The sequence below is a fragment of the Acinetobacter sp. HR7 genome (assembly GCF_000773685.1).
Classification (GTDB): Bacteria; Pseudomonadota; Gammaproteobacteria; order Pseudomonadales; family Moraxellaceae; genus Acinetobacter; species Acinetobacter thermotolerans.
Genome location: NZ_JPQO01000013.1, coordinates 21,342 through 28,982, shown reverse-complemented (window position 1 = coordinate 28,982; position 7,641 = coordinate 21,342). Strand labels below are relative to the sequence as shown.

Annotated in this window: 4 protein-coding genes, 4 tRNA genes and 1 pseudogene; all 9 read left to right on the top strand. The window is 44.7% G+C overall.

What is annotated here, in order from left to right; translation table 11 throughout:
* Window positions 1-156 precede the first annotated feature (156 nt).
* The 9 genes and pseudogenes from GW12_RS01045 (at window position 157) to GW12_RS01005 (ending at window position 7,609) form a co-directional block, all read left to right on the top strand.
* A complete protein-coding gene (locus GW12_RS01045; RefSeq protein WP_034582272.1) occupies window positions 157-1,587 on the top strand; it encodes an amino acid permease in 1,431 nt (476 codons plus the stop codon).
* Window positions 1,588-1,790: 203 nt separating this feature from the next.
* Window positions 1,791-1,866, top strand: a tRNA-Glu gene (locus GW12_RS01040).
* 115 nt (window positions 1,867-1,981) lie between these two features.
* The gene (locus GW12_RS01035) at window positions 1,982-3,394 is read left to right on the top strand and encodes an amino acid permease (RefSeq protein WP_034582269.1); all 1,413 of its coding nucleotides are present in this window, start codon (window positions 1,982-1,984) and stop codon (window positions 3,392-3,394) included.
* A gap of 84 nt (window positions 3,395-3,478) precedes the next feature.
* A pseudogene (locus GW12_RS01030) lies at window positions 3,479-4,372 on the top strand (alpha/beta fold hydrolase).
* A 252-nt stretch (window positions 4,373-4,624) separates the two neighbouring features.
* Complete coding sequence (locus tag GW12_RS01025) at window positions 4,625-5,536, top strand: hypothetical protein (protein WP_034582267.1); 912 nt, start codon at window positions 4,625-4,627, stop codon at window positions 5,534-5,536.
* Window positions 5,537-5,667: 131 nt separating this feature from the next.
* Window positions 5,668-5,743: transfer RNA gene (locus tag GW12_RS01020), tRNA-Glu, on the top strand.
* Between the two features lie 24 nt (window positions 5,744-5,767).
* Window positions 5,768-5,843, top strand: a tRNA-Glu gene (locus tag GW12_RS01015).
* Window positions 5,844-5,884: 41 nt separating this feature from the next.
* A tRNA-Glu gene (locus tag GW12_RS01010) sits at window positions 5,885-5,960 on the top strand.
* Window positions 5,961-6,199: 239 nt separating this feature from the next.
* Window positions 6,200-7,609, top strand: a complete 1,410-nt coding sequence (locus GW12_RS01005) for an iron-containing redox enzyme family protein (RefSeq protein ID WP_034582264.1) — start codon at window positions 6,200-6,202, stop codon at window positions 7,607-7,609.
* Window positions 7,610-7,641 lie beyond the last annotated feature (32 nt).

The window sequence follows — 7,641 nt, the reverse complement described above, 5'->3', positions numbered from 1 at the left end:
AAAAGTGTCAACACACCCTAATCTTAGTGATCTTTTTTATATTCACTTTTTAGATTATATTTTACCATTCGTTTGAAATTTCCTATTAATTATCAATCTTCCTGCATTTCAAACATAAAATAACAACCTTTATTTCTCTCCTAATTTTTTGTAGTTATGCAATCTCCCTCTCCACCTTCACAGCAGCGTGCTGTTGAGGGTCATACTCCGTCGTTAAAACGTGCCATGGGCACACGCCACCTAATCATGCTCTCCCTCGGTGGCGCGATTGGTACCGGCCTGTTTATGGGTTCCGGTGAAGTCATTTCCCAGGCCGGCCCACTAGGTGCCGTTCTGGCTTATATCATTGGTGGCCTGATCGCCTATATGGTGATGCTTTGCCTCGGTGAACTAGCTGTACATTTACCGGTATCCGGTTCATTCGGTGCCTTTGCCTCGAAATTTATTGGCCCGGGTACCGGTTATATGGTGTCCTGGATGTACTGGCTGGGCTGGTCAGCCACTCTAGGTACAGAATTTACCGCTGCTGCGATTTTGATGCAGGAATGGTTCCCGCAAACTTCGATCTGGTTATGGACTCTGATCTTTGCTGCAGGTGTACTGATTTCCAACCTGAGTTCGACCCGTACTTTTGCTGAATCAGAATTCTGGCTGTCCCTGGTGAAAGTGGCGACTGTGCTGATTTTCATCATTCTGGGCTTTGGCTGTATCTTCGGCATGATTCCCTTCCAGGGTTATGAATCTGCGCCACTTTTCAGCAATCTGACTGAACATGGCTGGCTGCCAAATGGCTTGATTCCACTATTCACTACTCTGCTCATCGTGAACTTTGCCTTTAACGGTACCGAGATGATCGGGATCGCCGCTGGTGAAACTGAAAATCCTGAAAAGAATGTACCGAAGGCCATTCATGCTGCAGTATGGCGTTTGATGATTTTCTTTGTCGGCACCATCATCGTGATCAGCTCGCTACTAACTTATACCGATGCTGGCTTACAGGTCGGTGGTCATGGTGGCCTAAGTAGCAGTCCATTCGTATCTGTATTTACCCAGATGGGTATTCCTTATGCAGAAGACTTTATCCGTTTCGTGATTATCACTGCACTGCTGTCTACTGCAAACTCAGGTCTCTATGCAGCTTCACGCATGATGTGGGCACTATCTTCTCAGAACCAGTTACCGCGTATTTTCTCCAAGGTAAATAAATCTGGCGTACCGCATATCGCAGTTTGGGTGACCATGATTGGTGGCCTTCCAGGCCTGCTGTCTGAACAGTTTGGTGCCGATGTGATCTTTAAAAACCTGATGGGTGTGGCAGCATTTACCATGGTGATTGTCTGGATGAGCATCTGTTGGAGTCAGTTCAACTTCCGTCGTCAATGGTTAAAACAAAGTCATAGTGTTTCAGAACTGAAGTTCCGCACCCCTTGGTTCCCACTGGTACCAATTTTGGGCTTTGTGACCTGTACAGCAACCGGCTTGAGTATGGCAGCTGACCCGGAAATGCTGTCTGGTTTTATTGGCTGCCTGCTATTTATGGCAGCGTGTTATGCCAGCTATTACTGGTTGTATCACAATAAATCTTAAGTTTTAGATTACTTTCTAAAAGTGAATCCAATACTGGTTGGGTTCACTTTTTTTATTTCTGTTTCAAGTATTTGCTACAAAAAAAATCATCCAATAAAATCCAGCTGCTGTTTTGCCGAATGTTTAAGCTGTTAATACATTTTTAGCAAAAAGCCTTTTGACAAAGCGCTGTCGAGTCCTTAATATAGCCATCACCTCATAACGTCCCTATCGTCTAGAGGCCTAGGACATCGCCCTTTCACGGCGGTAACCGGGGTTCGAATCCCCGTAGGGACGCCATATCTAGATCATCTCCGATCAGCACTAATTGAAATTTACTATTATTCCATTGCAGATTTGTAGTTTTTCACTACAATAGCTCGCTTCATTCCTTTTGAAGTTTTTCATATTTCCTATGCACTCATCTCCGAATGATGCTTCGCATCAGGGCAATTCTGCGCCTTTAAAACGCGCTATGAGTACCCGACATCTGGTCATGATTTCGCTGGGTGGCGCAATCGGGACTGGTCTTTTTTTAGGTTCGGGTGAAGTCATTGCACAAACGGGGCCTATAGGTGCCATTCTTGCTTATCTCCTTGGTGGGATCATCGCTTACATGGTTATGCTGTGTCTGGGTGAACTTGCCGTACATATGCCTGAATCCGGTTCATTTGGCGCTTATGCCAAACGTTATATTGGACCGGGCACAGGCTATACCATTACCTGGTTATACTGGCTGACCTGGTCGGTAACCTTGGGAACCGAATTTACCGCTGCAGCACTGTTGATGCAGGAATGGTTTCCAGACAGTTCCATGTGGATGTGGACACTGATCTTTGGTGCTTTTGTCTTTATCCTGAATCTGACCTCAACCCGCTGGTTTGCCGAATCTGAATTCTGGCTGGCACTGGTTAAAGTCGTCACCGTGGTCGCCTTCATCCTGTTTGGCCTGCTCGCCATTTTTGGCGTCATCGGCTATCAGGGTCATGAATCTGCTCCGCTGTTTAGCAACCTGACTGCTCAAGGCTGGTTCCCGGAAGGCTTATTCTCGATTTTCACTACGATGTTAATCGTGAACTTCGCCTTCTCTGGTACCGAACTGATTGGCGTAGCTGCTGGTGAAACCAAAGATCCAGCCAAAAACGTACCAAAAGCAATCAATACCTCGATCTTTCGTCTACTGATTTTCTTTGTCGGCACCATTCTGGTTGTGACTGCATTACTCCCGCATCAGGAAGCTGGCCTTCGTGCTGAGGGTGTGAGTAGCAGTCCGTTCGTGACTGTGTTCCAGCATATCGGGATTCCCTATGCAGAAGACCTAATCCGCTTTGTGATCATCACCGCACTACTGTCTGCTGCTAACTCAGGCCTGTTCGCGGCTTCACGGATGATGTGGTCACTTTCTTATAGTAAGCAACTTCCTGCAGTGTTCTCACGGATAAACAAACGCGGTATTCCGTATATCGCGGTGATCGTGACTATGATTGGTGGTATGCCAGGTTTGCTGTCTGAACAGTTTGCGCCAGAAACCATTTTCACCAACCTACTTGGTATTGCTGCTTTTACCATGGTGGTGGTGTGGATGAGCATCTGCGTCAGTATGTTTAACTTCCGCCGTGAATGGCACAAACAAGGCAAAACTGCCAAAGACCTGCAATTCGCTGCACCGCTCTTTCCAATCGTGCCGATTTTGGGCTTTGTGTTCTGTTTAATCACCTGTATCAGTATGGTGTTTGACCCGAGCATGCGCATCAGCTTCTTTGGCTGTCTGCTGTTTATTGCACTGTGCTATATCAGCTATTACAAGTTCTATCACCCAAAAGCTTAAACATTAAAATCACGAAAAGAGCGGCTTCGGCTGCTCTTTTTTATCTATACTGAAAATGTTTCAGGCAGCCAGCGTGGTGTGTCGATGAAAATTATTTATATTCATGGCATGAACAAGCAGAAGTTCAGCTCTGCTTCCCTACGTCAACGCTGGCTCAGTCTGCTAAAACACGGTCTGGAACAGTCGCATCAACAAGCACAGTTCTCTTATCTTAAACGGCATATCCGTATCCCTTTTTATGGCGACTTATTGTCACGACATCATTTGCATAATGTATTGAATGCCAGTACCTTAATGCCACAAGACTGGCCGCGTTTTCCCTTCCATCATCCACTTAAATCTCAGCCGCCACCGCCGCATTGCCCGCACTATTCACCTGAAACTTGTGAGATTCCCGAGTTAAAGGCTGAAGATGCCATGACCTTTAACCAGAAACTGAAATTCATTACTATCTTAAGCCGGAATACTGCCTTACGGGATTTTGTGATTTTGTTAAATCATTTTCCTTATCTCCACGATACGCTGATCAAAAAATTCCTGATCGAGACCTATTCCTATCTGGCAAATTCCACTTTTATGCAGCAAGTTCATCAGCGAATTGGTCAGCAACTGCATGGTGATAAACCCTGTATCCTGATGGCACATTCTTTAGGCAGTGTGATTGCCTATCATTATCTGCTTTTGCACCCTGAACTGAATATTTAACGCTTTATTAGCATGGGATCACCAATGGCTTTCCGGGTAATTCAGGAACACTTACCTCAACCTATTCACCGACCTAAAGCCATTACCGGTGACTGGATCAATTTCTATTGCAGCGATGACTTTCTCACTGCTTTTCCTTTATCAGAACCACCCTTCCAGTTTCAACCGGCAATTATCAATCGGGAGATTCGTACTTCCATCTATCATCCACATGATATTGATGGCTATATCCAACATCCAGAAGTCATCAAAGCCCTGCTGGAATTACTCTAAAAATCACCTCAATCTCTAGAGTTCATTTTACGATTTCCTTCGCCCGCCCTATTATTCCATTTAGTCAAATCGTTGACCTAGAACTGCTCATTTTCTGCTTTTAAATATCTTAATTTTATAAATATACACATGTCTGTTAATTATTGTTTTATCGAAGGAATTTACACATTAACACCACAAAAAGCGCTGCTTTTGCTACGCTAAATATCTCTATACTGTGAATATAAAGCTATCGAACTCAGTGGGGTATCGATGAAAGTTATTTTTATTCATGGAATGAATCAGCAACATCATACCGCTGCCTCCATCCGGCAGCGCTGGCTACATATACTTCAAAAAGGGATTCGCAAACATCAACAAGATGCCAGATTCAGTTATTTAAAACGTCACATTCGCATTCCATTTTATGGCGATCTGCTTTCACGCTATAACGTCCGCAATATCCTGAATGCCGGTACCTTGATGCCACAGCAATGGCCGAGTTTTTCTTTTCGTCAGCCGGTTCAGCCCCCACCTCCTGCGCCAGTACCACGCCCCGGCTGGCGCAAACCTGTCATTCCTGATATTCCCGAGCTTAAATTGAATGACTCGATGAATTTCAACCAGAAGCTCAAATTCATTACCACTTTGAGCAAGAATGTGGCACTTCGGGATTTTGTGCTACTGCTCAATTATTTTCCACGCCTGCACCGCAGCCTGCTTCAGAAATTCCTGATTGAAACTTATCTGTATCTAGATAATCCGGATTTTATACGCGAAGTGCATGAACGGATTGCCCGGCAGCTCAATGGTCGTAAACCCTGCATTGTGATTGCACACTCACTTGGCAGCGTGATTGCCTACAATCATCTGATTCAGCATCCTGAACTGAATGTGCAGCGTTTCATTACCTTGGGCGCGCCAATGGCCTTCCGGGTAATCCAGGAACATCTGCCACAGCCCATCGTGCGGCCTGAGGCAATTAAAGGCGACTGGATCAATTTCTATTCAACCGATGATTTTTTGACGGCTTTTCCACTGTCTGAACCGCCATTTCAGTTTGAACCGGAAATTATCAACTATGGCATCCGGACTCATATCCACCGTCCGCACGATATTACCGGTTATTTACTGCATCCACAGGTGGTGGAAGCGATTCTGGAATTGCTGAAAAATCCTGCTTAAGCCATGTATTTTTCAAGTATTTTCCTGATATTGTTTTAAAATTATGCACTCAACGCAAAAATGCAAAAAAAGTGTAGAAATGCGTTTGACACCCCCCTATTTTCACCCTATTATACGCCCACCTCTGAAACGTCCCTATCGTCTAGAGGCCTAGGACATCGCCCTTTCACGGCGGTAACCGGGGTTCGAATCCCCGTAGGGACGCCAATTTCAGAAGTCATATTTTATTAAGTCCCTATCGTCTAGAGGCCTAGGACATCGCCCTTTCACGGCGGTAACCGGGGTTCGAATCCCCGTAGGGACGCCATTACTTCTAAAAGTTCTGGTTTAAAGTATTTCTTCTACACTGTCCCTATCGTCTAGAGGCCTAGGACATCGCCCTTTCACGGCGGTAACCGGGGTTCGAATCCCCGTAGGGACGCCATATTCGAGATGGATGTTTAAATTCTCTCATAAAAAAGCTCAGGCATAGCGACCTGGGCTTTTTTATTGCCTTCTTTTTATTTAACTTTTATTTTAATTTCAAAATAAAACTGCCGTAATTCTTTACGCAGCTTTGCAAAGGCTGTGTATTTCCTGTCATAAAAGTGAACAAAAACTAAACACCTGATCTTTCACATAAGGCTAAGGTAAGTGAGGAGCAAAAATGCAAGGATAATAATTATGTTCACCAGTACGGAGTTTTGTTTAGCTGTATCCCCGATTCAAAATATTGCTCACCAACCAACAAACTTTAAAGATTGGGTAAATTTTTTCCAGGATGAGCAGATTTCCAAAACAACAAAAACACATTCGGCAGAACAATATCTCAGTCATTTAATCAAACATCTGGATCTCAGCTCCTTAAGCTGGCTGGATCATCCCGAACATGCCGGTTCTCATTTCATGGAAGATCATCATAAGACTTGCAGCATATTTCAGGACTATCTGGCTCGTCGTCAACAAGGCGGTCAGCGTGAATTTTTCCCCACTGTCTCACATGCATTCGAATTTCTCTATCGCGTTGCTCCAACTAAAATGGTCGATGGTTCCTGGCTCTACTCCACTCTGGATCATGCCGATCAGGCGGCAGTCAAAGACCTGATTCATATCTACCTGGAAGAACTTGGTTTAGGTCATCCGCAGGCCAATCATGTCACTATGTATCAGGACTTGCTGAATACTTATGAGCTGAGCACGTATGCTGAACAGCTGGATGATCGCTACTATGAACAGGCTGCTGTGCAACTGGTACTGGCCTATGCTCCACCGGAATATTTACCTTTGGTGATTGGCTTTAATCTGGGTTATGAACAGCTGCCGCTACATTTGCTCATTACCAATTACGAACTGGCCGAACTCGGTATCAATCCGCATTATTTTAATGTGCATATCACGATTGATAATGCACACAATGGTCATGCACAAAAATCCTTGCAAGCTTTTGTCGATCTGTACCGTTCTGCGGAAGATCCACAGCGTTATCTTGAAATGGTCAAACAGGGTTATCTACTCAATGATATCGGCAAAAGTTCGACTCAGATTGTGCGGGAACTGGATCTGGATCAACAGGTACTTAAACTGTTCCGACAAAAAGCCCTGATTGGTCAGTATATCCATAACCAGAAATGCCAGTTTAGTGGTAAGACCATTAATGAATGGCTGTCTCAGCCGGAGCAGATTCACGAATTTCTGCACGTACTCATGAAAAAAAGCTGGATTCAACGCGGACAGCCAGCCGAACAAAGTCACTTCTGGAAACTGATTGATGATCCCGATGGCAAAATGTTTGGCGTCTTTAATGCTACCGAGAAACAGATGATCCGTGACTGGATTCAGGGTCCTGAATTAGCACGCCGGTTGTCTTCACATCAGCTGCATATGCCATCACCTGTAGTTGACCGGCAACAGCAACGCAAGCTGGAAGAACTACGCTTGCATTTAAGACAATGTGAAAACCATGAAGAAAAGCTGGAACTGCTGATACCTTATATCGCACCACATTGTCATTACATTCAGCCAGGATTATGGGCAACGCAACAGGTATCTAAAATTCTGTTTCCCTTCCAGACGCAGGCGTTACAGTTCAGCTAAATATTGGAGCATTTAAAAAGGCACTCAAAGTG

Excerpts from the sequence above, each read along its gene's own strand:
- GW12_RS01025 (WP_034582267.1), top strand. The coding sequence starts at position 4,625 with ATGAAAGTTATTTTTATTCATGGAATGAATCAGCAACATCATACCGCT.
- GW12_RS01005 (WP_034582264.1), top strand. The coding sequence starts at position 6,200 with ATGTTCACCAGTACGGAGTTTTGTTTAGCTGTATCCCCGATTCAAAAT.
- GW12_RS01045 (WP_034582272.1), top strand. The coding sequence starts at position 157 with ATGCAATCTCCCTCTCCACCTTCACAGCAGCGTGCTGTTGAGGGTCAT.
- GW12_RS01035 (WP_034582269.1), top strand. The coding sequence starts at position 1,982 with ATGCACTCATCTCCGAATGATGCTTCGCATCAGGGCAATTCTGCGCCT.